Origin of the sequence: Achromobacter piechaudii NBRC 102461 (assembly GCF_001571245.1) — a bacterium.
Taxonomy (GTDB): Bacteria; Pseudomonadota; Gammaproteobacteria; order Burkholderiales; family Burkholderiaceae_B; genus Achromobacter; species Achromobacter piechaudii.
The window spans coordinates 565,944-591,880 of the sequence record NZ_BCTK01000001.1 but is presented as its reverse complement, the minus strand read 5'-3'; the positions used below and the strand labels follow the sequence as shown (position 1 = coordinate 591,880).

Genomic DNA, 25,937 nt, shown 5'->3' with positions numbered 1-25,937 from the left:
GCGCTGATTGGGATTTTTTTAGAACGCCAATGATATTCATTCCCAATATGATCTTCAACTTTTTGTCAGCTTTAATTCAGTTTTTAGAAAGTTTTGAGAAATTTCTTGGATTTATGCGGCATCCAGACGACAAATTGCCGTCATCGGACGCCAAGATGCGGGGACGGGTTATTCGTCGCCGGCGAGGATGGCGGCGGGCAGACGCGGCAATACGCGCATGGCGTTGGCCGTGGTGGCATGGGCCACCTGCACGGGCGTGATGCCGCGCAACTCGGCCAGCACGGCCGCGATCCGCGCCAGTTCGCCCGGCCGGTTGCGGCGCTGGGGCGGATGCAACCACGCGGGCGGAATGTCGGGCGCATCGGTTTCCAGCACCAGATGCGACAGGTCCACGTCCACCGCATGGCGGCGAATCTGCAAAGCGCGTTCGTAGGTCATCGCACCGCCCATGCCCAGCGCAAAGCCATGGTCGATGAACGCCTGAGCCTGCTGCGAGCTGCCGTTGAAGGCATGCGCGATGCCGCCAATGGGACCATGGCGGCGCAGGTACTTGAGCAGGATGTCTTGCGAGCGTCGCACGTGCAGCAGCACGGGCAAGTGGAACTCTTCGGCCATCGCCAACTGGGCGGCGTAGAAGCGTTCCTGGCGTTCGCGCGGCTCGCCCGTGGCGAATTCCGGCACGAAGAAGTCCAGGCCGATTTCACCGATGGCGACAAAGCGCGGGTCGCCCAGCGATTGCTTAATGGCTTCGCGCAGCGCGTCCAGGTCGGCGTCGTCCGCGCGTTGCACGTACAGCGGATGGATGCCCAGCGCGTAGGCGCCGCCGTCGATCTGTGCGGCAAGTTCGCGCACAACGGAAAAATTGGCGCGTTCGATGGCGGGTATCACGATGCTGCGCACGCCGGCCTCGCAGGCATGGTCGGCCACCTGCGCGCGGTCGGCGTCGAACTCGGCGGCGTCCAGATGGCAGTGGGTGTCGATCAGCATGGTTGTGGCCTCCTTCGGCGCATTATGCGCGCCGCCCCTTGCCCCGGCTATCCCTATACGAGCCGGCCGTTTTCCATCAGCAGTTGGCGGTCGGCGCGGGCGGCCAGTTCCGGGTCATGCGTGACGATGGCAAAGGCGGTGCCCGATTCCTGGTTCACGCGCGTCAAGAGTTCAAACATCTTGTGCGCCGTGTTGCGGTCCAGATTGCCGGTGGGTTCGTCCGCCAGCACGCAGACGGGGCGCGTGACCAGCGCGCGCGCCAGCGCGACACGTTGGCGTTCGCCGCCCGACAACTGGCCGGGGAAATGATCTTCGCGCGCGGCCAGGCCCACCAACGCCAGCACCTCGCGTGCGGCGGCGCGGGCCTTGTCGCGGTTTTCGCGGCGCACGATCAAGGGCATCGCCACGTTGTCCAGCGCCGAAAATTCCGGCAGCAGATGGTGGAACTGATAGACAAAGCCCAGGCTGCTGTTGCGCACCGCGCTCTTCTTGGCTTCGGACAGGCCGACGGCCAACTTGCCGTCCACGGACACCGAGCCGCTGGTGGGCACGTCCAACAGGCCCAGAATGTGCAGCAAGGTGCTCTTGCCCGAGCCCGACGCGCCGACGATGGCGACCATTTCGCCGCGCGCGACCGACAGGCTTACGTTACTCAACACGTCGATGCGGGCGGGGCCTTCGTCGTAGTACTTGACGATGTTCTCGGCTTGCAGGGCAGGCGTCAGGACATCAGCGTTGGGAATCTTAATCATGGCGCAGCACCTGGGCCGGTTGCAGACGCGAGGCGCGCCAGCTGGGATACAGCGTCGCCAGCAGGGACAGCACCAGCGACGTCAGGCCGATGGTGACGATGTCGCCCATTTGCGGGTCGGAAGGCAGCGCGCTGATGAAATAGACTTCGCGCGGCAGGAAGTGCACGCCCAGCAGGCGTTCGATGAACGGCACGATGACATCGACGTTGTAGGCAATTGCAATGCCGCCCACCACGCCCAGCAAGGTGCCGATGACGCCGATCAGCGCGCCTTGCACCAGGAAGATGCGTGCGACCTCGCCCGGCCCTGCACCCAGGGTGCGCAGGATGGCGATGTCCGACTGCTTGTCCTTGACCGCCATCACCAGCGAAGACAGCAGGTTGAACGCGGCCACGGCGACGATCAGCGCCAGGATCAGGAACATCATGCGCTTTTCGGTTTGCACGGCGGCGAACCAGGTGCGGTTGTTGCGCGACCAGTCGCTGGCCATCACGTAAGGCGGCAGCACCGCCTTCAGTTCGTTGGCCACTTCGGGCGCTTTCTGCATGTCGGCAATGCGCAGCCGCACGCCGGCCGTGCCGCTTTCACGGAACACGCGGGCGGCGTCCTGGTTGTCTACGAAGGCCAGCGATGAATCGTATTCATAGTGGCCGGACGAGAACACGCCCACCACGGTGAACTGGCGCATGCGCGGCGCGAAACCGGCCGGGCTGATCGAGCCTTGCGGCGCCATCATCAACAGCGTGTCGCCGACTTTCACGCCCAGCCCGTCGGCCAGCTCGTTACCCAGCACCACGCCGAAACCGCCGGCTTTCAGATCGGTCAACTTGCCCGACACCATCTGGCGCGGCAGGTCCGATACGTTGCCCTCGGTGGCTGGGTCGATGCCCCTGACCTGCACGCCTCGCAGCGCCTGTCCGCGCACCAGCATGCCTTGCGCCGCCACGAAGGGCGCGCCGGCCTTGACCTCGGGGTTCTTTTCGGCCGCCGTGGCGAACTGCTGCCACTGCTCAAGCACCCGTTCCGGCAAGGCGCCGGGGATGTAGAGTTCGATGTGCGGCAGCACCGACAACATGCGGTCGCGCACTTCTTTTTGAAACCCGTTCATCACGGACAGCACCACGATCAGGGCGGCGACGCCCAGCGCGATGCCCGCCATGGAGCTGGCTGCAATGAAGGAGATGAAGCGATCGCGGCGCCCGCGTCGCTGGCGGATTCGGGCCATCCCGGCATAGCGGGCGCCTATCCAGAGTTCGTAGGGTATTTTCAGCACGTGCGCATTATTGCATTAACGGCCTGGAAATCGCGCCGCGAATGTGCGGTTCCACGACCAGCCGTGTCAAGCTATGGCAGTGCTGCCGGCCGCTTAGTTCCCGTCGCCTGGGCGGACTACAATCGCCGCCATGCTGATCGTCATTCCGGGCGCCCTGCCCGCCCTTCCCGTTGCCGCCGAACTGGCCAAGCTGCTGCCCGAACGCGCCCCCACGCTGCACCGCTGGCTGCTGGCCGGCACCGCCCGAGCCACCGCCTTCGATGCGCGCGCCTCGGGCTGCACCTCCTTTGAATCCTGGCGGCTGACGCGCGCGGGCTACCGGGCCGAAGCCGGCTTGCTGCAAGGCGCCGGCCTGGGCCCGCTGCTGGCAGGCAGCCAGGCACCCGCCGGCCAGGCCGTCTGGCTGGCCGAGCTGGTCCATCTGGCGCTGGGCGCCGATCAGGCCAATCTGCTGGACCCGGGCCAGATGGAATTGCGCCCCGAAGAATCCGCCGCTCTGCTGGAGACCGCGCAGCCCTTGTTCGAGGGCACCGGCTTCACCGTCCAGCCGCTGTCCCCCGAACGCTGGCGGCTGACGCTGCCGGACGGCCTGCGTCCCCAGACGGCCTCGCCGCTGGTGGTGGCGGGCCATCGGCTCAATGAATGGTGGCGCCAGGACGCGGAGACGCGACCGTGGCGACGGCTGCTCAATGAAATACAGATGGCGTGGCATGAACACCCCGTCAACGACGCACGCGCCGCGCGCGGCCTGCCGCCCGTCAACGCGCTGTGGCTGTATGGCGGCGGCACGCCCTGGACGATGGCCCCGGCCGGCGACGAACGCGTACTGACCGGGCTGGACGCCCCGCAACGCGCGGGCGACTGGGCCGCCTGGCTGGACGCGCTGGCCGAACTCGATACGCAGCACCTGCGCCCGCTGGCCGGCAAACAGGGCGTGCCCGACGCGCCCGCCGAACTGCTGCTGCTGGGCGACGACCGCCAAGTCGCCCTGACCCTGAAACCGCGCGGGGGCCTGCTCGGCTTGCTGCCCGCGCCCAAGAAAAACTGGAGCGCCTGGTGGTCTCACCCCGCTTAACGACTCGCCCCGCCGACCTGGAAGCCTGCCGCATCCTGGAAGCCTCGGGCATCCATCCCCTGCTGGCCCGCCTGTGGGCCGCGCGCGGCGTCACGCATCCCGATCAGACCCGGCTGGCCTGGCCCTCGCTGCTTCCGCCTGCCGGTCTGACCCATTCCGCCCATGCTGCCGGTGTGCTGGCCGACGCCATCCAGTCCGGCAAGAAGCTGCTGATCGTGGCCGACTACGATTGCGACGGCGCCACCGCCTGCGCGGTCGGCCTGCGCGCGCTGTCCGCCATGGGCGCCGACGTCGACTTCCTCGTGCCCAACCGCTTTGAAACCGGCTATGGTCTGTCGCCCGCCGTGGTCGAACTGGCCGTGCGCCATCGTAGCGGCAAGCCCGACATCATCATTACCGTCGACAACGGCATCGCCAGCGTCGACGGCGTGGCCGCCGCCAACGACGCGGGCATCGGCGTGGTCATCACCGACCACCACCTGCCGGGCGACACCCTGCCCGACGCGCTGGCCATCGTGAACCCGAACCAGCCCGGCTGCGGCTTCCCGTCCAAGAACCTGGCGGGCGTGGGCGTGATCTTCTACATGATGCTGGCGCTGCGCGCCGAGCTGCGCCGCCGAGGCGTGTACGCGCCCGATGGCGGCCCGCGCCTGGACGCGCTGTCGGATCTGGTCGCGCTGGGCACCGTGGCCGACGTGGTCAAGCTGGACGCCAACAACCGGCTGCTGGTCACGCAGGGCCTGCAACGCATGCGCAGCGGCCGGCTGCAACCCGGCTTGCGCGCGCTCTTTGCCGTGGCGGGCCGCGAGCCGCGCAGCGCCAATGGTTTCGACCTGGGCTTTGCGCTGGGGCCGCGCATCAATGCGGCGGGCCGGCTGGCCGACATGAGCCTGGGCATCGCCTGCCTGACGACCGACGACGAAGCCCAGGCGCTGGAAATGGCGCGCGAGCTGGACAACATCAACCGCGAACGCCGCACCATCGAAGCCGAGATGCGCGAGCAGGCGCTGGCCGCCATGGAAGAACCCAACGCATCGGCCGGCGCCACGGTCTGCGTGTTCGACCCGGGCTGGCACCAGGGCGTGGTGGGCTTGGTGGCCTCGCGCCTGAAAGAAAAATTCTGGCGTCCCACGCTGGCCTTCGCGCCTGCCGGCGACGACGAAATCCGCGGCTCCGGTCGCTCGATTCCCGACGTGCATCTGCGCGACGCGCTGGACCTCGTGTCCAAGCGCCATCCCAACCTGATCCGCAAGTTCGGCGGCCACGCGATGGCGGCCGGCCTGACGCTGGGCCGCGCCGACTTTCCCGCCTTCGCCCCCGCCTTCGATGCCGCCGTGCGCGAACTGACCGGGCGCGATACCTTCGAGCCCGTCATCGAAACCGACGGATCGCTGGAATCGGGCTACGCCAACGCCGAAGTCGCCGGTCTGTTGCAGCAGCAGGTCTGGGGCGCGGGCTTTGCGGCTCCGTTGTTCCTGGACGAATTCACCGTGCGCAACCAGCGGCTGGTCGGTGAAAAGCACTTGAAGCTGTCGCTGGAGCGCGGCCATCAGCGCTTTGACGCCATCTGGTTCGGCCACGACCAATCGCTGCCCGAACACATCCAGGCCGCTTACCGGCTGGAGCAGAACGTGTGGAACGGCATGGTGTCGGTGCAGTTGGTGATCGAACACGCGGGCTGAAGCCGCCTCCGCCGCCACCGACTCCCTATCAAGGGGGAAGGCGCAGACCCGCCAGGGCCGCGCCTTCCCCCTTTTTTCATTACTTGTTCACCAGCTTGGCCGGCTGCGCCAGCGCCACCAGCGCCCCCACCACCAGGCAGCCCGACAGCATGTACAGGCCGGTGTTCGTCGTCCCGGTTGCGTCCTTCAACCAGCCCACCAGATAGGGGCTGACAAAGCCCGCCAGGTTGCCTACCGAGTTGATCAGCGCAATGCCGGCCGCCGCCGCCGTGCCGCCCAAAAGCGCCGTCGGCAGGCTCCAGAACAAGGGCAGCACCGTGCAGATGCCGATGTTGGCCACCGTCAGCGCCAGGATCGCCAGCACCGTATTGCCGCTCCAGACCGCCGAGAAGAACAGGCCCACCGCGCCGAACAGCGCCGGCAGCGCCACGTGCCAGCGGCGTTCGCGCAGCCGATCGGAGTTGCGCGAAATCAGGATCATCCCGATCACGGCGAACAGGTTGGGAATGGCGGTCAAGAGGCCGATGGCCAGCGGGCTTTGCACCCCCGTGCTTTTAATGAGCGACGGCATCCAGAAGCCCACCCCATACAAGCCCATGACGAACGAAAAATAGATCAGCGCCATCGCCCACACGCGCGGCCGCGTCAGCGCGGCGCGGATCGGCGGATCTTCCTTCTGCTGTTCTTCGGCCGCGATATTGCGGATCAGCACGGCGCGCTCGGCGGCGGTCAGCCACTTTGCCTTGTTGATGCGGTCGTCCAGATAGATCAGCACCAGCACCCCAATCAGCACCGACGGAATGCCTTCCATCAGAAACAGCCACTGCCAGCCCGACAAGCCGTGGTCGCCATGGAAAGTGGACATGATCCAGCCGGAAATCGGTCCGCCGATCAGGCCCGACATGGGCACGGCGGTCATGAAGAAAGTGGTGATACGTCCGCGTCGGGCTGCCGGATACCAATAGGTCAGGTACAGGATGATGCCGGGAAAGAAGCCGGCTTCGGCCGCGCCCAGCAGAAAGCGCAGCGCGTAGAACATGTGCTCGCTGGTCACGAACATCATGCAGGACGAAATGATGCCCCAGGTAATCATGATCCGCGCGATCCAGATCCGCGCGCCCACCTTGTGCAGGATGACGTTGCTGGGAATTTCGAAAATGAAATAGCCGATGAAGAAGATGCCCGCGCCCAGCCCGTACACCGTTTCGCTGAACTGAAGCTCTTGCAGCATCTGCAACTTGGCAAAGCCGACGTTCACGCGGTCCAGGTACGCCACCACGTAGCAGACCACCAGCAGCGGCACCAGCCGCCAGCCCACTTTGCGATAGATGCGGTCTTCCTCACTCGCCGGGATCGCCGGCGTGACCCCGGGGGTCATCGTGTTTTCCATCGTTGTCTCCTGTCCTCTGGCGGGATAGTCCGGCGGGTTGCCGGCGCGGGCGGTCCGCCCTTCCCCGGGAGCTTCCGCCGCCAGGGCAACGGAAACCGGCACGGGGACAAAGGGGCCGCTGACCTAGCCTAGAGCGGGGAAGGTGACAAAAAACTGAACAACTTGGCGCGCTGCACCCAAATGCCCGGAAGGGGATCCGGCCCCTGCTTGCAAACCGCGCCCGCGCAGTCAGGCCATCCACGGTAAAATGCCAGGTTTCGCACAAAAGTCATCAGGACAGGATCATCATGGAAGCCGAACGTCAGAACCAGCTCGCAGCCCGCCTCGCCGATTACGCGGAGCGCGAACAGGCTCTACGGAGGTATCTTTGACTACGATGCCAAAGCTGAACGCCTGCAAGTTGTAAACGCCGAGCTCGAAGACCCGGCGGTCTGGAACGACCCCAAGCACGCCCAGGACCTGGGCCGTGAAAAGAAAGCCCTGGAAGACGTGGTGGAAACGCTCACCAGTCTAGGCACGGGCCTGGCCGACGCCAACGAATTGTTCGAACTGGCCAAGGCCGATGACGACGATTCCACGCTCGAATCCATCGAAAAAGACGCCGACGCGTTCCAGGAAAAGCTCGAGAACCTGGAATTTCGCCGCATGTTCTCCAATCCGGCCGATCCGCTCAACTGCTTCCTGGACATCCAGGCGGGCGCGGGCGGCACGGAAGCGCAGGACTGGGCTTCGATGCTGTTGCGCCAGTACCTGCGCTATGCCGAGCGCAAGGGCTTCAAGGTCGAAGTGCTGGAAGAATCCGAAGGCGACGTCGCCGGCATCAAGTCGGCCACCATCAAGATGGAAGGCGAATACGCCTTCGGCTATCTGCGCACCGAAACCGGCGTGCACCGCCTGGTCCGCAAGAGCCCGTTCGATTCGTCCGGTGGCCGCCACACCTCGTTCGCCAGCGTCTTCGTGTACCCGGAAGTCGATGAATCGTTCGAAGTCGAAGTGAACCCCGCCGATCTGCGCGTGGACACCTACCGCGCGTCCGGCGCGGGCGGTCAGCACATCAACAAGACCGACTCCGCCGTGCGTCTGACCCACATCCCGACGGGCATCGTGGTGCAGTGCCAGAACGACCGCTCGCAGCATCGCAACCGCGCCGAAGCCATGCAGATGCTCAAGTCCAAGCTCTACGAACTGGAAATGCGTAACCGCATGGCCGAGCAGCAGAAGCTGGAAGACTCCAAGACCGATGTGGGTTGGGGCCACCAGATTCGTTCCTACGTGCTGGACCAGAGCCGCATCAAGGATCTGCGCACCAACGTTGAAATTTCCAACACGCAGAAAGTGCTGGACGGCGACCTGGATCCCTTCATCCAGGCCAGCCTGAAGCAAGGCATTTAAGCTCCGAGATTTTTCCCCTCACCGCACCCAGAGGTCCACGAATGTCTGACACCATCGCAATCCTTACCGGCGCTTCGCGCGGCATCGGCGCCGCCATGGCGCGCGGCCTGGCCAAGCCGGGCACCCGCCTGATCACGCTGGCGCGCCGCGAAGACCCCGAACTGGCCGCCTACGCGCAGTCGCAGGATGTGCAACTGGAACAACTGTCCGTGGACCTCTCGGACCTGAATGCGGCCCAGAGCGCGGCCGAACGCATCTGCTCGGCCTTGCCGCGCGACGCCAAGCGCTATCTGCTCATCAACAATGCGGGCACCGTCCACCCCGTGGCCAGCACCGACGCCCTGAACGACGGCGCCGCGATTACCGCCGCGTTCAACCTGAACGTCAGCGCCGTCATGCTGTTGACCGCGCGCTTCCTGGCCGCCGTCAACGGCATCCAGGCCGACCGCCGCGTGCTGAACATCTCGTCCGGCGCGGGCCGCAACCCGAACGCCGGCTGGGGCGTCTACTGCGCCACCAAGGCCGCGCTGGACATGTACTCGCGCGTGGTCAAGCAGGAACAAGGCGCTGACGGCGCGCGCATCGTCGCGCTGGCTCCCGGCATTGTCGATACCGACATGCAGGTCGCCATCCGTTCCAGCGACCCCGACAGCTTCCCCGCGCTGGCCAAGTTCCAGGACTTCCACGCCACGGGCAAGCTGGCCTCGCCCGCCAACGTGGCCGCCCGCATCCTCGCCTACCTGGATCGCGAAGATTTCGGCACGACCGAGATCGACGACATCCGCAATTACGACTGATCCCCTTACCATGACCGACCACTCGACCGCTCCGGCACCCGCCCAGGATGAAAACCGCTTGATCGCCGAACGGCGCGCCAAGCTGGCCAAACTGCGCGAAACCGGGGTCGCGTACCCCAACGATTTCGTCCCGGACGCCCGCGCCGCCGCGCTGCACGACAAGTACGACGGCCAAGAGCAGGAAGCCCTGGCCGCCGCCGGCGTCACCGTCAAGGTTGCCGGCCGCATGATGCTCAAGCGCGTCATGGGCAAGGCCAGCTTCGCCACGCTGCAAGACAGCACGGGCCGCATCCAGATCTACCTGGACCGCGGCACGCTGGGCGAAGACAACTACGCCGCGTTCAAGCAATGGGACATCGGCGACATCATCGCGATCGAAGGGTCGGTCTTCAAGACCAACAAGGGCGAACTGTCGGTGCATGCCGCGACCGCCCGCCTGCTGTCCAAGTCGCTGCGCCCCCTGCCCGACAAGTTCCACGGCGTGGCCGACCAGGAACTGCGCTATCGCCAGCGCTACGTCGACCTCATCATGACGGACGCCACGCGCCGCACGTTCGAAGCGCGCAGCAAGGCCGTGGGCAGCATTCGCCAGTTCATGCTGAACGCCGGCTTCCTGGAAGTCGAAACGCCCATGCTGCACCCGATCCCGGGCGGCGCGGCGGCCAAGCCGTTCGTCACGCACCACAATGCGCTGGACATGGAAATGTACCTGCGCATCGCGCCCGAGCTGTACCTGAAGCGCCTGATCGTCGGCGGCTTCGAGCGCGTGTTCGAAGTGAACCGCAACTTCCGCAACGAAGGCGTCAGCCCGCGTCACAACCCTGAATTCACGATGATGGAGTTCTATGCAGCCTACGCGGAATACCGCTGGCTCATGGACTTCACGGAAGAACTGATCCGCCAGGCCGCCATTTCGGCGACCGGCAGCGCCGTGCTGACCTATCAGGAACGCGAGCTGGACCTGTCCAAGCCGTTCGACCGCCTGACCATCTGCGAAGCCATCCTGAAGTACGCCCCCGGCTACACCCAGGCACAGCTGGACGACCCGGTCTTCGTGCGCGCCGAACTCAAGAAGCTGGGCGCGGACGCCGACGGCCCCGTGCTGTCGCGCGCCGGCCTGGGCGCGCTGCAACTGGCGCTGTTCGAAGAGACGGCCGAAGCCAAGCTCTGGAACCCCACCTACATCATCGACTACCCGGTGGAAGTGTCGCCGCTCGCGCGCGCCTCTGACACCCGCGAAGGCATCACCGAACGCTTCGAGCTGTTCATGACGGGCCGCGAGATCGCCAACGGCTTCTCGGAGTTGAACGACCCCGAAGACCAGGCCGAACGCTTCCGCTCGCAAGTCGAAGCCAAGGACGCCGGCGACGAAGAAGCCATGTTCTATGACGCGGACTACATCCGCGCGCTGGAATACGGCATGCCTCCGACGGGCGGCTGCGGCATCGGCATCGACCGCCTGGTCATGCTGCTGACCGACAGCCCCAGCATCCGCGACGTCATCCTGTTCCCGCACCTGCGCCGTGAAGACTAAAGACGGGTCGGCATCATGATCTTCAAGATCCTGATGCTGCTGCTGATCGTGGCGGGGCTGATCTACTGGATCAAGCAACCCCGCCGCGTGTTGCCGGGCGCGGCCTACGCGCCCGCGCAGCCGCGCCGGCCGGTGTTCGTGGCCCTGTGCATCGCTGCCGCGATTTCGGCGGTTGCCGCCTTGTTGACGGCCCTGCTCTGGATGGGCGCGGTGGCTGGCGCCACCACGGGCGGCGGTTATCGCGGCCAGGCCGACTTCCTGCTGCCCGTCTCGGGATGCCTGCTGGCACTCGCCGTCGGCTGCGCCGTGGGCGCGTTCTTCAAGCGACGCGGCTAGGCTCGGGCTTCACACTCGCGCTGGCAGGCGCGAGGGGCCGCGCGTCGGCGCGGTCATCCAAAAACTTGGCCAGCCCCGTGGATTGCGCCCTCGGCGCGATCTACACACTACGCGGCTGCACGCCCTCCAGCGGCCATGCGCCCGCTCCTGACGGCAACGCCGGCAGCGAAGCCAGCAACATTGCATCGATGAACGCGGCGGGCGCCAGCCGGCCGCCCGGTTTGTACCACTGCACCGTCAGGTTCATCGCCCCCAGCACGCAGCGCTTGATGACGCGCGCGTCGCCCTGGATCAGGCCGGCACCGACCGCCTCCGCCACGACCGACTGCCACATCGCCTCGTAGCGATCGCTCAGGGCTTTGACGGCCGACTGGCTGGGCGCGGACAAGCTGCGCCATTCGTAGACCAGCGCGTTCATCGCATCGCCGCCCGCGCCTTGCAGCATGCTCCACATGTGTACGCGAAACAGCGCCGCCAGCCGGTCAGCCGGCGCGTCGTAATGGGCCAGCGCGCGTTCGCCGCCGTCGATCACTTCCTGGATGCCGTTGTTCATCACGGCCACGAGGATTTCTTCCTTGCTGCGAAAGTGATGGAACAGGCTGCCGGACTGCAAGCCCACCGCGCGCGCCAGTTCACGCACGGTGGTGCGTTCGTAGCCATGCTTGCAGAACAGCCGTCCGGCCGTCAGCACCAGTTCGCGGCGGCGCTCGGAGTCCGCGCCTTCATCGCGCGGCGCGGCGGCCGCGGTCTTGTTCATGGCCGTTCACAGTCTCTGGAGTATCGTGGCGGTGGCCATGCCGTGCCCGATGCACATCAGCTGCATGCCGATCTCGCCCTCGGTGGCTTCCAGCCCGGCCAGCATCTTGGCCATCAGGCCCGCGCCGGTCGCCCCCAATGGGTGACCATGGGCAATCGCCCCGCCCCAAGGGTTCACGCGCGCAGGCTTGGCGTCCAGTTCACGCTGCCACGCCAGCACCACGCTGGCGAAGGCTTCATTGATTTCGATCCAGTCGATGTCTTCCAGCGACAGCCCGGCACGCGCCAGCGCCATTCGCGCCGCCGGGATCACACCGGTCAGTTGCATGACCGGGTCGGAACCGACCACCACCCGCGCCAGAAAGCGCGCGCGCGGCCGCAAGCCATCGGCTAACGCGGTATCGCGGTCGGCCAGCAACACGGCCGACGCGCCATCGGCCAACTGGCTGGCGTTGGCGGCCGTCACGCCGCCCTGCCCCACCGGCCGCATCGCCGGCGCCATCGCGGCCATGCGCGCGGCATCGGTTTTTTCGCGGATACCTTCATCCCGATGCACGGCCTCTTGCGGGCCAGGCAGCAGCTCCGCGTGCACGCCGCTGCGCGCCGCCGCCCATGCGCGCGCGTGGCTTTCGCGCGCCCAATCGTCCATGTCGGCCTGCGACAGCTGCCAATGGTCGGCGATGCGTTCCGCGCTTTCAATCTGGTGGATCAACGCATGGCGCTCCAGCAGCGCGGGGTTCAACGACTCGAAGCCCTTGAATTCGCCCTGCCCCAAGGTCACGTCCAGGAACATCGGCACGCGGCTCATGCTTTCGACGCCGCCCGCCACCACGTAGCGCATATCGCCTGCCGCGATGGCCTGCGCGCCCATGTGCACCGCCTGCTGGCTGGAGCCGCACATGCGGTTCAGCGTCATGCCGGGCACGCTCAACGGCAGGCCCGACAGCATGGCCGCCAGCCGTCCCACGTTAGCGCCCTGCTCGCCGGCCTGGCTGACGCAGCCCGCGATCAGATCCTCGACCTTCTCGCCCGGCAGGCCCGCGCGCGCCAGCAACCCGTCCACCGTTTGCGCCAGCAGCGTATCGGGCCGCGTGTCGGCCCACCATCCGCCGCGCCGGCCGAAAGGCGTGCGCACCGCTTCGACGATCACCGCTTCGTTCATGCCATCGTCTCCTCAACGTAGAGCTTTTCGATCTCTGCCGCATACGTGCGATAGATGCTGGCCCGACGCACCTTCATCGTGGCCGTGACCTCGCCGTCGTCATGATCCAGTTCCTTGGTCAGCAGATGAAAGCGCTTGATCTGCGCCACGGGCGCCAGCCCGGCATTGGCGCGCGAGACCTCCTGCTGCACCAGTTCGCGCACCTGCGCCGATTCCGCCAGCGAGCGGAAATGCGTGAACGCGATGCGGCGCGACTCGGCCCATTTGCCGACGGTGTCGAATTCAAGCTGGATCAGTGCGGACACGAACCTGCGGCCGTCGGCGATCACGATGCATTCCTTCACGTAGGGGCTGCCCTTGACCGCGTTCTCGATTTCCGACGGCGTCAGATTCTTGCCGCCAGCGGTAATCATGATGTCTTTGAGGCGGTCCACGATGCGCACGCGCCCGTCCTGTTCGGCGACCACGTCGCCCGTGTGCAGCCATCCATCTCGCACCGTGTCGGCCGTGGCCTGCGCGTTCTTGTAATAGCCCTGGAACACCATGTCGCCGCGCACCAGCAATTCGCCGGCCTCGCCCATCTTCCATTCCACGCCCAGGATGGGCTCGCCCACCGTGCCCACCTTCACGCGGTCGGGGTGCTGACCGAAGATCATGCCGGCGGACTCCGTCAGGCCGTAGACTTCCAGCAGCGGCACGCCCAGGTTGCGGAAATAGCGCACCACGTCGGGTGGTATGGGCGCGGCCCCCGTCATCGCCACGCGCACGCGTCGCAGGCCAATGAAGTTCTGTAGCGCGCGCAGCACCAGCCAGTACCACAACGCATGCGTCAGGCGTTCGCCCGCGCTGTACTGCGCAGGCGACTTTTCCAGGAACGGCGCGCAGCGCGCCAGCGCGCGTTGATACAGCCACCGCTGCACGCGGCCCGCTTCCTGCATCTTGATCGATATCGACGCATGCAGCTTTTCCCAGATGCGCGGCACGCCCAGGAAGATCGTGGGCGCAACTTCGCGCAGATCCTCCTGCACGGTGCGGATCGATTCGCCGAAATTCACCTGCGAACCCAGGTACAGCGGCACAAAGGTGGACAGCATCTGTTCGGCCACGTGACACAGCGGCAAATACGACAGATGCACCGTGCGCGCATCCATCGACAGCCGGTCCGCAATGCCCGGCGCCACGCCGCGCATGTTGCGGTAACTGAGCATGGCGCCCTTGGGCTTGCCGGTGGACCCGGACGTATAGATCATCAAGCCGGTGTCATCCAGCCGCTGGCTGTCCAGCACGGCGTTCAGCGTCGCCAGTTCGCTTGCCTCGCGGCGCGCGCCGTCGGCCTCGACTTCGGCGTAGGTCACGATCCGTTCGCGTTCGGCCGGCGCGTAGGAACGCAGGCCCTTGGTTTCCATCATCACGATGCGGCGCAGCAAGGGCAGACGGTCGGCCACTTGCAGCACCTTGTCGGTCTGCTCCTGGTCTTCGCACACCACCAGCTCGACGTCGGCGTGCTCCAGCACATAGCCCATTTCCTCGGCCGGGCTGGTCGAATACACACCCACCGCCACGCCGCCGACTGTACCCGCGCCCAACTGCGTCAGCAGCCATTCGACACGGTTCTCCGACACGATGGCGACACGCCCTCCGACGCCCAGGCCCAATGCCCGCAAGCCCAGCCCAACGCGGCAGGCACGCCGCCAGTAGTCGGACCACGTCAGCGGCTTCCAGATGCCGAAGTCCTTCTGCCGGATGGCGATGGCGCCGGGCTGGCGCCGCGCCTGCTCGCGCAGCATCTGCGGCAGCGTCAGTTCGGGCCATACGGCGGTATCTATCGATGCAACCATCGCCTTGTCCTTCATGACAGCCAGCGCTTGCGGCGCTTGTAGTGCTTGATGTCGCGAAAGCCGCGCGCTTCGCCCGTGCCGCCGACGCCCAGGTAGAACTCGCGCACGTCAGGGTCGGCAGCCAGCTTGTCCGCCGTGCCGTCGATGACGACCTTGCCCGTCTCCATGATGTAGCCGTAGTGCGCCACGGCCAGCGCCACCGACGCGTTCTGCTCAACCAGCAGCATCGACACGCCTTGTTCGGCGTTGATGCGCGCGATGATGGAAAAGATGTTCTCGACCAGCATCGGCGACAACCCCAACGACGGTTCATCCAGCAGCATCAGCCGAGGCTGTGCGATCAGCGCGCGGCCAATCGCCAGCATCTGCTGCTCGCCGCCGGACAGATAGCCGGCCAGCCCGCGCCGCCGCTCGAAGAGGCGCGGGAAATAGCCGTAGACCAGATCGAAATCCGGCCGCGCGCCCGACCTGCCCGTCAGCGCATAGGTGGCCGCCACCAGGTTTTCTTCCACGGTCAGGTCTTCGAATACGCGGCGGCCTTCCATGACATGCGCCAGGCCCGCGCGCACCAGGTTCTGCGGCTGGGCGCCCTGCGTGTCGCCACCATTGAAAAGGATGTGGCCGCGCACCAGCGCGCCGTCTTCCAGGTCCAGCAAGCCGGACACGGCCTTGAGCGTTGTGGATTTCCCCGCCCCATTGCTGCCGAGCAGCGCCACGATGCTTCCATCCGGCACCGACAGCGACAGGCCACGCAGCACCTGCACCGCCTTGTTGTAGACGACTTCGATGTTGTTGATGTCCAGCACCGCTGCGGGCGGGGCGGCGCCGGTCGATGCCGCGTGGGGGTCAAGGCGGGAAGTCACGGCAGCCTCACTTGAGCACGATCCAGTCCGAGGCCGGCACCATCTGCTTCTGCTTCACATCGGCGCGGTAGATGCGGCCTACGGGAATGGAATTGCCCTTGATCGTGATCGGCACGCCGATCAGCCCGCCCGTGTCGAAGTCCTTGATGCCATCCAGCGCGGCCTTCATGTTGGCGCTGGTCAGCTCCTTGCCGGCATCCAGCGTGCGCTTGGCCACTTCCGAGAACAGCATCGCCGCCAGGTAGCCCTGCATGTAGCCCGTGCTCTGGTACTGGGGCCGCATCTCGCGGATCTTCTTGAGCATCGGCGCATCGCCTTCGGTGTCGTAGTAGTAGCGATAGGGCATCACGCCCATGAAGCCCTCGGCGTCTTCGCCCATCTGCATGACGGTCGAGTTGTCCATGGTCCAGAACGTGCCCATGTAGCGCGTCTTCAAGCCCATGCGCTTGCCCTGCCCCACGAATTCAGGAATCGGCGCCAGGACGTAGCCGTGGAAGATCGTGAAGTCGGGGTCGGCGCGGCGCAGCTTGATGACTTCGGTCGATACGTCCACGCTGCCCGGCGGCGTCATGATCTCGGTGGCGACCTTCAAGCCCAGCTTCTCGGCCACCGCGCGCGAACTGGCGATGGGGTCGCGGCCGAACTCGGTGTCCGAATACACGAACGCCACTTTCGCGCCAGGCTGTTCCTTGGCGATGTAGCGCAGCAGGATGCCGAACATTTCGGTGTAGTCCGGCCCCAGCATGAATTGCGCCGGGTACTTGGCGGGGTCGTTCAATTCGGTAGCGAACGACGCACCGGTCATCAAGATGTCGCCCGTGCGGTTCAATTCGGCGTTGATCGTCTTTGAAAAGCCGGTGGAATCGCCATAGTAGAAATTCACCTTGTTCTGGCTGGTGATCTTCTTGAACGCCGCCACTGAGGCGTCCACCTTATAGGCCGTGTCTTCGGGCACATAGCGCAGCTTGCGCCCCTTGATGCCGCCCTGGTCGTTGATGATCTTCACGTAGTCGGTGATGCCGGCGTGGATACCCTGCCCGGCAAACGCAAACACGCCGCTCAATGGAATCGACCCGCCCAGCACCAGGTCATCGGCAGCCTGCGCGGCGGGCGCTGCCGCCAATGCCGCCGCCAGGCCCAGTGGGGCCAACAACCTCGATAAACCGCTGCCTATCCGGATGCGCTTCATGGTGTGTCTCCTTGGGGATCTTGTGCGTTTCAGGTCATGCGATCGGCCAGGCGGCGTTCAGGTCCGGAATGGCCACAGGTGAAAGAAGCGGCGCACGCGCCGCCAGATTTCCGCGAGCCCATGCGGCTCGAAGATCAGGAAGCCCACGATCAGCAGGCCGAAAACAATCGTTCGCACCGGCGACACCAGGCGCAGCGCGTCGCCGCCGACGGGCAGCCAGCCGACGATGAGCTTGAGCAGTTCGGGCACCATGGTCATGAATATCGCGCCCAGGATGGCCCCCAGGATCGAGCCCATGCCGCCCACGATGATCGCTGCCAGGAAGAAGATCGACATGATCAGCGGAAAGCTCTCGGGTGTGACCACTCGGAAGAAGTACGCCCACAAGCCGCCCGCCACGCCTGCGTAAAACGACGACAGGCCGAATGACAGCAGCTTGTAGCGCAAGAGAGGGATGCCCAGCACTTCAGCGGAGATGTCGCGGTCGCGGATGGCGATGAAGGCGCGGCCGATGCGCGTGCGAAACAGGTTGGCTGCGCCCAGCACCATCAACACGGTTACCGGAACGATCAGCCAATAGATCTTGAACGAGGTGTCCAGGTCCACCCCCAGCAATCGCGCGGGTGGCACCTGCAAACCCGTGGTGCCGCCAGTGAATTGCCAGTTTGCAAAAATGAAATGCGCGATGAACGACGCGGCAATCGTGGCGATTGCCAGGTAAAGGCCTTTGACCCGCAACGACGGTATGCCGACCAGCAGCCCGCCGACCATCGCCACCACGCCGCCGCCCAGCAGATTGACCAGCACCGGCGTGCCCAGCCGCAGTTCCATCACCGCCACGGTATACGCCCCCAGGCCCATGAACGCCGCCTGCCCCAGGCTGACCAGCCCGGTGTAGCCGGTCAGAATGTTCAGGCCCGTCGCGCTGGCGATATTGATGGCCACCAGGCAGGCCAAGTACAACCAGTACGCGTCCGCGACGAACGGGAACAGCACCAGCGAGGCGGCCAGCAAGGCCAGCCATACGTACTGGGTGCGAGTGTCGAACAAGGCCTCGTCGGCCAGGTAGGTCTGCTTCGCGGTCGCGATGCGCATGGGTCAGAGCCTCTCGATTTCACGGGTGCCGAAAAGGCCATAGGGCCTGACCATCAGCACCACGACCAGCACGATGAAAGTGGCCAACAACTTGAATTCGCCGCCCAGGTACGCGCCGGCCCACGCTTCCAGCAGCCCGATGAAGACGCCGCCCACCAGCGCGCCCGCCACGCTGTCCAAGCCGCCCACGATCACCACCACCAGCACCGACAGGCCGAACACACCCATCGACGAAGAGATGCCGCCGATGGCGCCCACGATCACGCCCGACACCGCCGCCAACGCACCCGCCGCCACCCAGGCCAGCGAGAACACGCGGGGCACGTTGATGCCCATGGCGTAGGCCGCGCCCTGATCGGATGCCGTCGCGCGCAAGGCCACCCCGCCACGCCAGTAGCGAAACACCACCAGCACCAGCAGCGCCAGCACCACGGCCACCCAGAATCCGTAAAACACCTTGGGCGCCACGAACGCCTCGCCCACCATCACGGGCGAACGTGGCATGAATTCCGGCAGGCGGCGCTGATCGGCGGTCCAGATCAGCTCCACCACGCCGACAAGAATCGAGGCCAGACCGACGGTCACCATGAAGACGGAGATAGGCGCTTCACCCAGCATCGGCCGTATCGTCAAGCGCTCCACCAACGCGCCCAAAGCCCCCGACACCACGACCGCGCCCACGATGGCAAGCCAGATCGGCCATTGCATGCCGGTTGCGAAGGCATAGAAGACGTAAGCGCCCAGCATCAGGAATTCGCCGATGGCGATGTTCACCACGCGCGTCGCCTTGTAGACGATGACGAAGGCCAGCGCCGCCAGCGCGTACAGGCCGCCGCTGCCCAGGCCGGCCAGCGTGACTTCCAGGAAGAACAGCGCATCCATCAGGCGGCCTCCCGCAGGCGGCGGCGCAGATCGCCCACGTCGCCCGCGCCCAGGTACGCCTTGATCACTTCGGGATTGGCCTGCACCGCCGCGGGCGTGCCGTCAGCAATCACCTGGCCGAAGTTCAGCACCACGACGTGGTCGGACAGGTCCATCACCATGCCCATGTCGTGTTCGACCATCAGGACCGTCACGCCCCACTCGCTGCGCGCATCCAGAATGAAGCGCGCCATGTCGTCCGTTTCCTCGCGGTTCATGCCGGCCACGGGCTCATCGAGCATCAGCACCTTGGGCTGCATCGCCAGCGCACGCGCCAGCTCGACGCGCTTTTGCAGGCCATACGACAAGGCCGACACCGGCGCATGGCGGATGTGGTCGATTTCAAGAAAATCGATGATGCGTTCTTCGATGTCGGCGCGCAGCGCCATCTCTTCGCGGCGCGCACGGCCCAGGTAGAACAGCGCGTCCAGCACATTGGTGCGCAGGTGCGCGTGGCGCCCAAGCTTGATGTTGTCCAGCACGGTCATGCCACGAAACAGCGCGATGTTCTGGAAGCTGCGCGCCAGGCCCAGCTTGGCGCGTTGCGGCGCCGCCATGCGCGTGATGTCGCGGCCTTCGAAGCGGATCTGGCCGGCTGCCGGCCGATAGAAGCCGGATATGGTGTTGAACAGTGATGTCTTGCCCGCGCCGTTCGGGCCGATGACGGTGGTGATGGTGCCCGGCGCCACGCGAAACCCCACGCCCGTCAGCGCCTTGACGCCGCCAAATGCCAAGGTAACCCCATCCACCTCCAGCAAGGGAGCGTGTTCGGACTGATCCACCATTTGTCTCCTCGCTGATTGATCGCGAAGTTATTTGCCGCCTGGGGCGGACATTTTTTTAGCGATGAATCAGGCGACCCGCGAGGCAGGAGATGCAACGAACCTGTCTTTACCTACGCCAATCCAGCGCCGGAAAATCGTTCAATGCGGCAGTGCTATGCGTTACGCTAGGCCTGCTCAAAAGCAAACCAAGCAAGCGCTCGGTTCAGACCATAGCATCGCGGTTTTTGGATCGACAGTTGGTACTTACCCGATAACGGAGACACGCCATGACCCAGGAACTTCCCACGTTTGAGACGGTGCAATTGACGGCCGACGGCGCACTGGCCACGATCACGCTGAACCGCCCCGACGCGCTCAACGCGATCGACGTCGCGATGGCGCGCGACCTGCAACGCGCCTCGCAATGGATCGAAACGCAGCGCGGCATTCGCGTGCTGCGGCTGCGCGCGGCGGGCAAGGCGTTCTGCGCGGGTGGCGACATCAGCATGTTCACGGGCGAGGCCGCGCAGGTCCGCGCCACGTTGCAGGATCTGTTCACGCCGCTGAACGATTTCATCGCGCGCATCGCCCGCATGGAAAAAATCTGGGTGGCGGAGGTGCATGGCGTCGCGGCGGGCGCGGGCTTGTCGCTGGTGCTGGCTTGCGACCTGGCGATCGCTGACGAAGACACGCGCTTCATGACGGCGTACCTGAAGCTGGGCGCCACGCCCGACGCCGGCATGACGCACGGACTCACGCGGGTGCTGGGCGCGCGCCGCGCATTGGATCTGCTGTTGCGACACGACGCGTTCACCGCGCGCGACGCGCTGGCCTGGGGCATCGTCACGCGCACCGCGCCCGCCGCGCAATTGGCCGAGGCCGGCGAACGCTACGCCCAGGAGCTGGCGCGCCACGCGCCACACGGCATCGCTGGCGCGAAAGACCTGCTGCGCAGCGCGCAGCACGCCACGCTGGAAACGCAGCTGGCCGAAGAGACCGCGCGCTTCCTGGATTCCGCCCGCCGCGCAGACTTCGCCGAAGGAGTGCGCGCGTTCAGCGAAAAGCGTGCGCCGGTATTCAAGGGCGACTAGTCGCCGCGCCCATCACCGGTCCGCCGCGTCGGTCCAGTCAGGCGCGCGCTTGTCCACGAACGCAGCCAGACCTTCGGCTGCATCGGGCGTGGCGGCGGCATTGCAAAACACCTCGACCGCCGTGGCCAGCTTGCGGCGGTAGTCGTTATCGTTGGCGTAGACAAAAGCGCGACGCCCCATGGCCAGCACCTGCGGCGGCTTGTTGGCCAGCGATTGCGCCAACTGGCGCGCGCGCTCCAGCAACTGCGCTTCGTCTTCCACGCGCGCGACCAGGCCCAGTGCATGCGCTTCCTGCGCGCTGAACGTCCTGCCGGTAAAGAGCAGATCGAACGCGCGATGCTTGCCCACGATGGCGGGCAGATGCGCGTAGTGGATGGCGGGCAGCACGCCGACATCGATCTCGGGATAGCCGAAGGTCGCGTTGCTGGCGGCGACGATCATGTCGCTGGAAATGGCCACCGTCATGCCGCCCCCGCGCACTGCGCCCGACACCACGGATACCGATGGCTTGGTCAGGTTGAACTGCGCGTCGTACAGCTTGACGTACAGCCGGCTCAACAACGCGTGTACCTGCGTGGGCGAGCTGGCCAGCAGCTTTTTCATGTCCAGCCCGGCGCAGAAACGGCCCGGTATATCGCTGGCCAACAACACCGCGCGCACGTTCGCATCGGCGTTGGCGCGCTCCAGCGCGTCGATCAGCGCGTCCAGCATGTCTGCATCCAGCGCATTGACCGGGGCATGGCATAGATGGATTTCCGCTATCCGTTCGCGCACTTCGTAGCGTAGGTAGGTCAAGACTCGTCTCCTTGTGCGGCGTGGTCGGGCGCCGCCTGCACGCTGCCTGCGGCAAGCAGCGCTTCGATTTCATCAGGCGCATAGCCCAAGTCTGCCAGAATCTCGCGGCTGTGCTGTCCCAGCAGCGGCGCAGGCATGGCGGCTTGGCGCGGCTGTTTGCCGAACCGAACAGGCAGGCCCACGTTGCGCACCTCGCCCAGCACGGCATGCTGGCTGGTCACGATCAGCTCGCGCGCCGCCACTTGCGGATGCGCCAGCGCCTGATCCAGCGTGTGGATGGCCGAACACGCGATGCCGGCGGGTTTCAGCAACGCGATCCAATCGGCCACCGTGCGCGTCGCGAGCCGCGCCTGGACCAGCGCCACCGTCGCATCGAAGTTGCGCACGCGGGCCGCGTTGGTGGCAAATTCCGGCGCGTTCACCTTATCCTGCAAGCCCGCCACCGCGCAGAAGCGCTGCCACTGGGCGTCGTTACCCACGCCCAACATCAAGTCGCCATCGGCCGCGCGAAACGCTTGATAAGGGCACATCGCGGGATGGCCCGTGCCCATGCGTCGCGGAATCTGCCCGGTGCGCCAATAGTTCTGCGCCATGTATGACATCAGACCCAACGACGTATCCAGCAGAGACACGTCCAGGTACTGGCCCTGGCCGGTCTGGCTGCGTTCCAGCAACGCCGCCAGGATGCCGCTGAGTGCAAACGAGCCGGTACCCAGGTCGACCGGCGAAAAGCTGGCGCGCGCAAAGTTGCCACCCGGCTCGCCCATGGTGCTGATCATGCCGCTGAAGGCTTGCAGCATCACGTCATAGCCCGGCTCGTCGCTCATCGGGCCTTCGCGCCCGTAGCCCGAGATTTCGCAGTAGATCAGCTTGGGGTTCAGCGCGCGCAGCGTGTCGTAATCCACGCCGAGACGCGCGGCGGTCTTGCCGCCAAAGCCCTGCAACACTACGTCCGCTTGCCGGGCCAGCCGGTGCACCACCGCCCTGCCCGCTTCGGACTTCAAGTCGACGGCAAGGCTGCGCTTGTTGTGATTGACCGCCAGAAAGGTGGCCGACTGCCCGGCATCCTGCGGAAGCCAGGCGCGCGTGTCGTCGCCGGTACCGACCGGCTCGACCTTGATGACCCGCGCACCCAGCTCGCCCAGATACTGGCCGCACAAGGGCCCGGCCAGCACCTTGCTCAAATCCAAAACCGTGATGTTCTTAAGCGGCGTCATACGCGCTGGGGTCGGCTGGTTCATCATTCGGCCTTCAAACCTACTGCCTGCGCGGCGTCGGTCCATTGAGCGGTTTCACGTTTGAAGAACGCATCGAGTTCCGATGGCGGCACCGACAAGGCCTCCGCGCCGCGCTCCTGCATGGCCTTGCGATAGGCGTCGCTGGCCACCACATTGGCGACTGCGGTGCGCAGCTTGGCAACCACTTCAGGCGGCGTGCCCGCGGGCGTTTGCAGCGAGAACCAGAACTTCAGGTCCAGGCCCGCATAGCCGGCTTCCTTCAAGGTCGGCACGTCCGGCAAGAGCGGCGAACGATGGGCGGACGTGATCGCCAGCGCGCGCAACCTGCCCGCCTGCACCTGCCCGATGCTGGTCGACATGCTATCGAACAGAAAGTCCACCTGACCGCCGATCACGTCGGTCACCGCATTCGCGCTGCCCTTGTACGCCACACCGACGGCGTCAAACTTCGCCAGCTTTTGCAGCAAGGCGCCGTACACGTGCGGCGAGCTGCCCGGCCCGAAGGTCGCGTAGCTCAAGCCATGCGAGGTCGCGCGGCCGCGCTGGACCAGATCGGCCAGCGTTTTGACCGGCGTGCGCTCGGGATTGACGACCAGCAGGTTCGGCATCGCCCCCGTCGTACCGACCGGCACGTAGTCGGTCAGCGGCTGCATTTTCGCGCTGGGATACATCAGCGGGTTGATCGCCTGCATGCCCACCGTGTTGTGCATCAAGGTGTAGCCATCGGCCGGCCCATTCAACACGCTTTGATAGCCTACGTTGCCACTGGCGCCCGGCTTGTTCTGCACGATGACCTGCTGGCCCAGCTCGCGCGAGAGCGGTTCGGCGACCAGACGCGCAATGAAGTCCGTGGGACCGCCAGCCGAGAACGGCACCAGCAGCGTAATGGGCTTGGACGGCCAGGTGTCCGCAACCGCGGGCGAGACCAGAACCGTCGCGGCAAGCGCGGTGGCCAGTGCTTTCATGAGCGCCATGATGTCTCCTTGTAATTTTTGAATGGTGGCGGCTGCATTATGCAAAGCGGGCGGATATATTAGAAATACCGTTTCAGTATGCGGGCTATCATAAAATTGTTATAGATAAGCTTGATTGGGATGCTTCGATGTCTATGTCGATTCGCGCAATGCAGTGTTTCGTGGCGGTGGTTTCCACCGGATCCATCAGTCGCGCAGCGGGCGCGCTACATGTCGCCCAACCCGCGTTGAGTCTCTTGATCCGCAACCTGGAAGAAGACCTGGGCGTGGTGCTGTTGCACAGGACCTCGCGCGGCGTCACGCCCACCGCCGCCGGCGCGCGGCTCTTGTCGCACGCGCGCGAGATACTGGGGCGCATCGATGCGGCGCGCGCCGATGTCCGCGAAGATCAGGCGGCGCCGCGTGGCACGGTATCGCTGGCGATGTCGATGTCCATGGCCAAGCTGGTGGCCGTGCCGCTGCTACGGTTCAGCCTGCAACACTGGCCGGACGTTTATCTGAAGATCATCGAATCCAGCACGGGGTACATACCGGGTTTCGTCAGCTCGGGCCATGCCGACCTGGGGCTGACATTCAGCGAGGACGCGGCCGTCGATCTGCGCTTTCAGCACCTGATCGATGAAGAACTCGTGGTGGTGTCGCCGCCAGCCGCGCGCGGCAGCGGCAAGGCCGCATCGGGGCAACTGAGCGCGCTGTCCACGATCGGGCTTGCAGCGCTGGCCAAGTTGCCGCTGGTGTTGCCGGGCAATCCGCATAGCCTGCGCCGCTTGCTGGATCGCTATCAGCAGCAAGAACGCACGGCATTTCGCGTGATCGCCGAAGCGAACGCGATCCCGCAGTTGATCGAGCTGGTGCAAGCAGGCTTGGCGCACACGATCCTGTCGTATGAAGCCGTGCGCAAGGAAGCGCTGCGAGGCGAGGTGTTGCTGCGGCGGATCAAGAACCCGCGCCTGACCCGCCCCGTATTTCTATGCCGCTCCGACGTGCTGCCGCTGTCGATGGCAGCTACCGCCGTCGCGGATCAGGTCAGCCGGATCATCGTGGAGGGTCCGGCACCGGCCTAGCGCTGGCGTCAGATCAGGCCGGCGCGCTTTTCGACCGCCTGCGCCCAACGCCGCGCCACCGTGGGCGACGTGGCGCAGGTAGCCGATTCCGTCACCACGCGCACGGCGCGTTCCAGCAACTGGATATCGGCTTCGTGCTGCCGCGCCACGTGCGGATCTTCAAAAAAGATCACGCGCTGACACTGGTGTTCAAGCACCAATTCAGCGATCTGCGCGTCGCCCCCCAGCGGACCGCTCAGGTAACGATGCACCCACGGCGTGTCCTTGGGCCAGCCGCGCGACCAGGCCAGTTCATTCAGGCGGCCACCGGTGGTGCCCGTGGCGACACGCCGGGCAAACTGCGACAGCACATCGAAATGCTCGTCCGCAAACGCCACCATCTCGTCTTTGAGGGCATCGTGCGCGATCATGGCGAGTGTCTGGCCAGTGAAATTGAAGAGGCGCGATGCCGACACATCGGGCGCAAGCCCCGCATGCACGCGTTCGACTTCCATCCATTCGATGGCGCCCGCCACGGTAGAAATGAACGGGCGGCCATGCGTGATGCATTGCCGCTTCAGCGCCAGCGCTTCGGGAAAAATCGACGACGGATCGACCGGATCGATCAGGTAGATGGCTCCGTCGAACGGCGCCTGCCCATCGCGCCCTTCAGTCACGCGGGCCACCAGCTTCATCAGACCGCCTTCGCGGCCGTAGGGATACCGGATCAGGCCGCTGTAGCCTTGCAGCATGCCTTCGCGCACGATGGCGTCATGCGTGCGCCCGACGGTGTGCAGTTGCACCCCCAGCTCGCGTATCGTGGACGAACACGCGCGCAACCAGGTGAACAAAGCAGCATCGGGGGTTTCGTGGTGCAACCGGTTGGCGGCCAGGCCAAAGCGCAATTGGGCAGCGGGCATCAGTAGACTCGGGCAAGGTGGATCAGAAAATGCAGACCTTGATGATACCGTGGCCGCCCGCGCTGCGGCG

The 25,937-nt window shown here is 65.6% G+C and carries 24 protein-coding genes; 8 read left to right on the top strand and 16 right to left on the bottom strand.

Annotation, left to right across the window (positions count from 1 at the left end; genetic code table 11):
* Positions 1–168 precede the first annotated feature (168 nt).
* From API01S_RS02845 to API01S_RS02835, 3 genes are read right to left on the bottom strand one after another with little or no spacing between them, the layout of a single operon-like run.
* The gene (locus API01S_RS02845; protein WP_061302989.1) at positions 169–987 is read right to left on the bottom strand and encodes a TatD family hydrolase; all 819 of its coding nucleotides are present in this window, start codon (positions 985–987) and stop codon (positions 169–171) included.
* A 53-nt stretch (positions 988–1,040) separates the two neighbouring features.
* On the bottom strand, positions 1,041–1,739 hold the full coding sequence (locus tag API01S_RS02840; RefSeq protein WP_006220143.1) for an ABC transporter ATP-binding protein: 699 nt from the start codon (positions 1,737–1,739) through the stop codon (positions 1,041–1,043).
* Positions 1,732–2,964 carry a lipoprotein-releasing ABC transporter permease subunit gene (locus API01S_RS02835; RefSeq protein WP_061302987.1) on the bottom strand — a complete coding sequence of 411 codons (1,233 nt, stop codon included), beginning with the start codon at positions 2,962–2,964 and terminating at the stop codon, positions 1,732–1,734. The genes API01S_RS02840 and API01S_RS02835 overlap by 8 nt, the downstream gene beginning before the upstream one ends.
* Positions 2,965–3,142: 178 nt before the next feature.
* On the opposite strand from API01S_RS02835, the gene API01S_RS02830 reads away from it, so the two are divergent.
* Both API01S_RS02830 and recJ read left to right on the top strand, forming a co-directional pair.
* The gene (locus API01S_RS02830; RefSeq protein ID WP_061302984.1) at positions 3,143–4,087 is read left to right on the top strand and encodes a hypothetical protein; all 945 of its coding nucleotides are present in this window, start codon (positions 3,143–3,145) and stop codon (positions 4,085–4,087) included.
* Positions 4,069–5,769, top strand: a complete 1,701-nt coding sequence (recJ, locus tag API01S_RS02825) for a single-stranded-DNA-specific exonuclease RecJ (protein ID WP_050730142.1) — start codon at positions 4,069–4,071, stop codon at positions 5,767–5,769. Before API01S_RS02830 ends, recJ begins: the two co-directional genes overlap by 19 nt.
* Positions 5,770–5,848: 79 nt before the next feature.
* Here recJ and API01S_RS02820 read toward each other — a convergent pair whose 3' ends face one another.
* Entirely contained in the window at positions 5,849–7,159 is a 1,311-nt protein-coding gene (locus API01S_RS02820; protein WP_006220147.1) for an MFS transporter, read from the bottom strand.
* Between the two features lie 287 nt (positions 7,160–7,446).
* Between API01S_RS02820 and prfB the strand changes: the two genes are divergently transcribed.
* From prfB to API01S_RS02800, 4 genes are all read left to right on the top strand, one after another.
* Positions 7,447–8,551, top strand: a protein-coding gene (gene prfB, locus API01S_RS02815) for a peptide chain release factor 2 (protein WP_156329936.1) whose coding sequence is annotated in 2 segments (ribosomal slippage) — positions 7,447–7,527 and positions 7,529–8,551 — 1,104 coding nt in all. Because the reading frame shifts where the segments join, the coding sequence is not laid out codon by codon here.
* A gap of 41 nt (positions 8,552–8,592) precedes the next feature.
* Positions 8,593–9,348 (top strand): SDR family oxidoreductase, encoded by a 756-nt coding sequence (locus API01S_RS02810; protein ID WP_061302982.1) that lies wholly within the window; start codon positions 8,593–8,595, stop codon positions 9,346–9,348.
* Between the two features lie 10 nt (positions 9,349–9,358).
* On the top strand, positions 9,359–10,882 hold the full coding sequence (gene lysS / locus API01S_RS02805; RefSeq protein WP_006220150.1) for a lysine--tRNA ligase: 1,524 nt from the start codon (positions 9,359–9,361) through the stop codon (positions 10,880–10,882).
* 15 nt (positions 10,883–10,897) lie between these two features.
* Positions 10,898–11,218 (top strand): preprotein translocase subunit TatB, encoded by a 321-nt coding sequence (locus API01S_RS02800; RefSeq protein ID WP_050730139.1) that lies wholly within the window; start codon positions 10,898–10,900, stop codon positions 11,216–11,218.
* Between the two features lie 100 nt (positions 11,219–11,318).
* Here the strand turns inward: API01S_RS02800 and API01S_RS02795 are convergent, their stop codons facing one another.
* The 8 genes from API01S_RS02795 to API01S_RS02760 all read right to left on the bottom strand — a co-directional run bounded on the left by API01S_RS02795 (position 11,319) and on the right by API01S_RS02760 (position 19,827).
* Complete coding sequence (locus tag API01S_RS02795) at positions 11,319–11,975, bottom strand: TetR/AcrR family transcriptional regulator (RefSeq protein ID WP_061302980.1); 657 nt, start codon at positions 11,973–11,975, stop codon at positions 11,319–11,321.
* 6 nt (positions 11,976–11,981) lie between these two features.
* A complete protein-coding gene (locus tag API01S_RS02790; protein ID WP_061302978.1) occupies positions 11,982–13,136 on the bottom strand; it encodes a thiolase family protein in 1,155 nt (384 codons plus the stop codon).
* Complete coding sequence (locus API01S_RS02785) at positions 13,133–14,989, bottom strand: AMP-dependent synthetase/ligase (protein ID WP_061302976.1); 1,857 nt, start codon at positions 14,987–14,989, stop codon at positions 13,133–13,135. The genes API01S_RS02790 and API01S_RS02785 overlap by 4 nt, the downstream gene beginning before the upstream one ends.
* The gene (locus tag API01S_RS02780; protein WP_039884277.1) at positions 14,986–15,780 is read right to left on the bottom strand and encodes an ABC transporter ATP-binding protein; all 795 of its coding nucleotides are present in this window, start codon (positions 15,778–15,780) and stop codon (positions 14,986–14,988) included. The genes API01S_RS02785 and API01S_RS02780 overlap by 4 nt, the downstream gene beginning before the upstream one ends.
* A gap of 64 nt (positions 15,781–15,844) precedes the next feature.
* The gene (locus API01S_RS02775; protein WP_061302974.1) at positions 15,845–17,026 is read right to left on the bottom strand and encodes an ABC transporter substrate-binding protein; all 1,182 of its coding nucleotides are present in this window, start codon (positions 17,024–17,026) and stop codon (positions 15,845–15,847) included.
* Positions 17,027–17,083: 57 nt separating this feature from the next.
* Complete coding sequence (locus API01S_RS02770) at positions 17,084–18,121, bottom strand: branched-chain amino acid ABC transporter permease (protein WP_061302972.1); 1,038 nt, start codon at positions 18,119–18,121, stop codon at positions 17,084–17,086.
* Positions 18,122–18,124: 3 nt separating this feature from the next.
* The gene (locus API01S_RS02765) at positions 18,125–19,003 is read right to left on the bottom strand and encodes a branched-chain amino acid ABC transporter permease (RefSeq protein ID WP_061302970.1); all 879 of its coding nucleotides are present in this window, start codon (positions 19,001–19,003) and stop codon (positions 18,125–18,127) included.
* Positions 19,003–19,827: an ABC transporter ATP-binding protein gene (locus tag API01S_RS02760; protein WP_006220161.1), complete on the bottom strand. Its 825-nt coding sequence runs from the start codon at positions 19,825–19,827 to the stop codon at positions 19,003–19,005. The genes API01S_RS02765 and API01S_RS02760 overlap by 1 nt, the downstream gene beginning before the upstream one ends.
* A 266-nt stretch (positions 19,828–20,093) precedes the next feature.
* Between API01S_RS02760 and API01S_RS02755 the strand changes: the two genes are divergently transcribed.
* Positions 20,094–20,897 (top strand): enoyl-CoA hydratase/isomerase family protein, encoded by an 804-nt coding sequence (locus API01S_RS02755; RefSeq protein WP_061302968.1) that lies wholly within the window; start codon positions 20,094–20,096, stop codon positions 20,895–20,897.
* Between the two features lie 12 nt (positions 20,898–20,909).
* On the opposite strand, the gene API01S_RS02750 is transcribed toward API01S_RS02755, so the two are convergent.
* The 3 genes from API01S_RS02750 to API01S_RS02740 are packed head-to-tail and all read right to left on the bottom strand — an operon-like array spanning position 20,910 to position 23,904.
* Positions 20,910–21,692, bottom strand: a complete 783-nt coding sequence (locus API01S_RS02750; protein WP_061302966.1) for an enoyl-CoA hydratase/isomerase family protein — start codon at positions 21,690–21,692, stop codon at positions 20,910–20,912.
* Complete coding sequence (locus tag API01S_RS02745) at positions 21,689–22,909, bottom strand: CaiB/BaiF CoA transferase family protein (protein ID WP_061302964.1); 1,221 nt, start codon at positions 22,907–22,909, stop codon at positions 21,689–21,691. Before API01S_RS02745 ends, API01S_RS02750 begins: the two co-directional genes overlap by 4 nt.
* 23 nt (positions 22,910–22,932) lie before the next feature.
* Positions 22,933–23,904 carry a Bug family tripartite tricarboxylate transporter substrate binding protein gene (locus tag API01S_RS02740; RefSeq protein WP_061302962.1) on the bottom strand — a complete coding sequence of 324 codons (972 nt, stop codon included), beginning with the start codon at positions 23,902–23,904 and terminating at the stop codon, positions 22,933–22,935.
* Between the two features lie 128 nt (positions 23,905–24,032).
* On the opposite strand from API01S_RS02740, the gene API01S_RS02735 reads away from it, so the two are divergent.
* On the top strand, positions 24,033–24,968 hold the full coding sequence (locus tag API01S_RS02735) for a LysR family transcriptional regulator (protein WP_050730127.1): 936 nt from the start codon (positions 24,033–24,035) through the stop codon (positions 24,966–24,968).
* 8 nt (positions 24,969–24,976) lie between these two features.
* Here API01S_RS02735 and API01S_RS02730 read toward each other — a convergent pair whose 3' ends face one another.
* The gene (locus tag API01S_RS02730) at positions 24,977–25,867 is read right to left on the bottom strand and encodes a methylglyoxal synthase (protein WP_006220168.1); all 891 of its coding nucleotides are present in this window, start codon (positions 25,865–25,867) and stop codon (positions 24,977–24,979) included.
* Positions 25,868–25,937 lie beyond the last annotated feature (70 nt).

Excerpts from the sequence above, each read along its gene's own strand:
- API01S_RS02845 (WP_061302989.1), bottom strand. The coding sequence starts at position 987 with ATGCTGATCGACACCCACTGCCATCTGGACGCCGCCGAGTTCGACGCC.
- API01S_RS02820 (WP_006220147.1), bottom strand. The coding sequence starts at position 7,159 with ATGGAAAACACGATGACCCCCGGGGTCACGCCGGCGATCCCGGCGAGT.
- lysS (WP_006220150.1), top strand. The coding sequence starts at position 9,359 with ATGACCGACCACTCGACCGCTCCGGCACCCGCCCAGGATGAAAACCGC.
- API01S_RS02755 (WP_061302968.1), top strand. The coding sequence starts at position 20,094 with ATGACCCAGGAACTTCCCACGTTTGAGACGGTGCAATTGACGGCCGAC.
- API01S_RS02840 (WP_006220143.1), bottom strand. The coding sequence starts at position 1,739 with ATGATTAAGATTCCCAACGCTGATGTCCTGACGCCTGCCCTGCAAGCC.
- API01S_RS02800 (WP_050730139.1), top strand. The coding sequence starts at position 10,898 with ATGATCTTCAAGATCCTGATGCTGCTGCTGATCGTGGCGGGGCTGATC.
- API01S_RS02775 (WP_061302974.1), bottom strand. The coding sequence starts at position 17,026 with ATGAAGCGCATCCGGATAGGCAGCGGTTTATCGAGGTTGTTGGCCCCA.
- API01S_RS02730 (WP_006220168.1), bottom strand. The coding sequence starts at position 25,867 with ATGCCCGCTGCCCAATTGCGCTTTGGCCTGGCCGCCAACCGGTTGCAC.
- API01S_RS02795 (WP_061302980.1), bottom strand. The coding sequence starts at position 11,975 with ATGAACAAGACCGCGGCCGCCGCGCCGCGCGATGAAGGCGCGGACTCC.
- API01S_RS02760 (WP_006220161.1), bottom strand. The coding sequence starts at position 19,827 with ATGGTGGATCAGTCCGAACACGCTCCCTTGCTGGAGGTGGATGGGGTT.
- API01S_RS02790 (WP_061302978.1), bottom strand. The coding sequence starts at position 13,136 with ATGAACGAAGCGGTGATCGTCGAAGCGGTGCGCACGCCTTTCGGCCGG.
- API01S_RS02785 (WP_061302976.1), bottom strand. The coding sequence starts at position 14,989 with ATGAAGGACAAGGCGATGGTTGCATCGATAGATACCGCCGTATGGCCC.
- API01S_RS02810 (WP_061302982.1), top strand. The coding sequence starts at position 8,593 with ATGTCTGACACCATCGCAATCCTTACCGGCGCTTCGCGCGGCATCGGC.
- API01S_RS02745 (WP_061302964.1), bottom strand. The coding sequence starts at position 22,909 with ATGACGCCGCTTAAGAACATCACGGTTTTGGATTTGAGCAAGGTGCTG.
- API01S_RS02835 (WP_061302987.1), bottom strand. The coding sequence starts at position 2,964 with ATGGCCCGAATCCGCCAGCGACGCGGGCGCCGCGATCGCTTCATCTCC.
- API01S_RS02765 (WP_061302970.1), bottom strand. The coding sequence starts at position 19,003 with ATGGATGCGCTGTTCTTCCTGGAAGTCACGCTGGCCGGCCTGGGCAGC.
- API01S_RS02770 (WP_061302972.1), bottom strand. The coding sequence starts at position 18,121 with ATGCGCATCGCGACCGCGAAGCAGACCTACCTGGCCGACGAGGCCTTG.
- API01S_RS02735 (WP_050730127.1), top strand. The coding sequence starts at position 24,033 with ATGTCTATGTCGATTCGCGCAATGCAGTGTTTCGTGGCGGTGGTTTCC.
- API01S_RS02830 (WP_061302984.1), top strand. The coding sequence starts at position 3,143 with ATGCTGATCGTCATTCCGGGCGCCCTGCCCGCCCTTCCCGTTGCCGCC.
- API01S_RS02740 (WP_061302962.1), bottom strand. The coding sequence starts at position 23,904 with ATGGCGCTCATGAAAGCACTGGCCACCGCGCTTGCCGCGACGGTTCTG.